The following is a 2,414-nucleotide window of genomic DNA, read 5'->3' as shown; positions in this document are numbered from 1 at the left end:
ACGGCGGCGAAATAAAACCCGAGCCCGAATCAAATGGATGTTCACAACCGACAAAGCTCGCGCCAAACTCGGCCGCGCCTATCCAGCCACCCCCAAAGAGTCAAAATCACTGTGATAGACCACTAGTTCCTGTCTCTTGCGGACGCCCAGCAAAAAGTGGAGACTTGGCGCAGATACTACAATGAAGAACGGCCCCATGGGGCAATCGGCAATCGACGACCGATTTTGCTGCACACCCACGTCGGCGCAACCAGCCCGCCAACGTGACAGAGGCGCAAAACTCTAGTTCTGAGTGGTCCAAACTTCGGTCTCGCTGCAAAACTTCGGTGTCGCTGCAAAAACCCCGAGACTCTAACTGCCGCTGGATGAAAAGCAGTGGCAGGTCACTCCTTCGTCAGGCTAATCGCTGTCGCTCAGGGATGCTGCTCATGCACCCTTGAAGCAAGACTCAACTTTCAGGAAAAGTGGGGATGACCTGAGCCCCAAAGGTCATCCAGCGATGGGCAGAATCCTTTGGTCATTTGAGCCTGTGTGGCTCGGTGATGCAACGGGACGGGGCGCGGAGCCCTCGACACAGCGCAGCGTCCCGTCCCGTTGCATGTCGGACGCTGTTAGCCTGGCGTAGGTTGATGGCGGCAGGTTGCCGATCCCGCTGTGCGGACGAACGGTGTTGTAATCGTCCTGCCATTCGGCGAGCAGCTCCCGAGCATGATCGAGGGACGAGAACAACGTCTCGTTCAACAACTCGTCGCGCAGTCGTCCATTGAAGCTTTCCACGAAGGCATTCTGCTGCGGCTTGCCCGGCGCGATGTAGTGCCACTCGATCCGGGTGAGCTGCGACCAACGCAGGATGGCCATGATGGTGAGCTCGGTCCCGTTGTCGCTGACGATCATCGTTGGGCGGCCTCGTCGGGCGATCGCGGCATCGAGCTCACGACCCACCCGGATCCCCGACAACGACGTGTCGGCCACCAATGCGATGCATTCCCGGGTGAAGTCATCAACGACAGCCAGGATACGGAAGCGTCGGCTGTCGGTCACCGTGTCGCTGACGAAATCCAGTGACCAGCGCTGGTTCGGTCCCTGCGGCAACTCCATCGGAACCCGTGTTCCGAGAGCTCTTTTGCGTCCACCTCGCCGGCGAACCTGCAGCCGCTCCTCGGCATACAGCCGCCTCAGCTTCTTGTGGTTGATAAGCACGCCTTCACTGCGGATCATGAGAAGCAGACGGCGATAGCCAAAGCGCCGGCGCACCGACGCCAACTCGCGCAGCCGGACGCGAATGGTCGCGTTGTCAGGCCGAAGGCTGAGATAACGCACCGAGGAACGATCAGCCCCAATCACTTCACACGCCCGCCGCTGACTGACCTCAAAACTCGAACAAAGGTGAGCCACAGCCTGCCGCCTTGCAACGGGCGTCACCATTTTTTTGAATTGAGGTCCTTTAGCATGGCGTTGTCGAGCATCGCCTCGGCCAACAGCTTCTTCAGCTTCGCATTCTCGTCGGCAAGGACCTTGAGGCGCCGAGCTTCGGATACGTCCAGGCCACCATACTTGGCCTTCCACTTGTAGAACGTCGCGCTGCTGATCCCGTGCTTCCGGCAAACATCACCGGTCTTCGATCCCGCCTCGTGCTCCCGCAGCACCGCAATGATCCGCTCTTCCGTGAACCTCGACTGCTTCATCTCCGTCTCCCTCAAGGTGGACGGATTCTACCCATTTTTGGCGGAAGTTCAGGGGCTCAGGTCAGGGACTACGCTAGGCCAATGCCACGGCTATCCTTCGAGTGCCCGGTGCCGATGTCCAATTGTTCACCGCATGCGCCCAAGTTAGGTTGTTCAGAATAACAAGGTCCCCTGGTTTTAGCTTGAGAATAATCTCGTCACAAAAAAGTTTCTCGTAATCGGCGCCTGAACACCAGCTCCGTCCTGCATTAACGGGGTCCAGTTGGTGCAACTCAAAACCGTCCGGCGGGAACTTGAGAAGTTCGCGCTCCTGCAACATCCGAACGAAAAAGTGAAGACAGCTTTGGTCAACACTACCAATGTTATCCCAAAGGACATTCACATCGCGCCCTAGGAGAAGGGAAAAGCTTCTTTTCGGCCTTGCCATAACAATCGCCAGCAAAAGGCCCGGGATCTCGGATTTCACCTCGGCTACTATTTGGTCATCTGGTACCAAATAGTCATCCGGCGAGCTCAGACGATAAAGTGCTTTTGCACGAGTGATCATGCCCCGAGACAATGGTTTTGATCCAGGTAATATTTTTGTCGTTTTTTCTCGTAAAAGTGGTGCCGTCGCGAACTTGGTTGGAATTTGTCCGTCGCGAGTCTCCGGTGAACGGATGATATCTGCTCAGGCGGCAAGATCAACCGGCTGAGCAATGGGCTTGCTGGCGAGGGTCTGCCAGCCGT

2 protein-coding genes and 1 pseudogene are annotated in these 2,414 nt (G+C 57.1%); 1 reads left to right on the top strand and 2 read right to left on the bottom strand.

Annotated elements, in window-relative coordinates; genetic code table 11:
* Positions 1–126: 126 nt before the first annotated feature.
* Positions 127–267, top strand: a pseudogene (locus ACZYOF_RS43420) (integrase core domain-containing protein); the annotation flags it as partial.
* A gap of 222 nt (positions 268–489) precedes the next feature.
* Here ACZYOF_RS43420 and ACZYOF_RS43415 read toward each other — a convergent pair.
* A protein-coding gene (locus ACZYOF_RS43415; RefSeq protein WP_463719551.1) for an IS3 family transposase occupies positions 490–1,685 on the bottom strand; the annotation gives its coding sequence in 2 pieces (ribosomal slippage) (positions 490–1,424 and positions 1,424–1,685; 1,197 coding nt in all).
* Between the two features lie 73 nt (positions 1,686–1,758).
* On the bottom strand, positions 1,759–2,232 hold the full coding sequence (locus ACZYOF_RS43410; protein ID WP_091968151.1) for a Fe(II)-2OG oxygenase family protein: 474 nt from the start codon (positions 2,230–2,232) through the stop codon (positions 1,759–1,761).
* Between the last annotated feature and the right edge of the window lie 182 nt (positions 2,233–2,414).

The organism is Bradyrhizobium sp. LeoA1Lang, assembly GCF_055413685.1.
The sequence above is the reverse complement of the archived record's forward strand: the minus strand, read 5'-3'. Positions and strand labels throughout refer to the sequence as shown.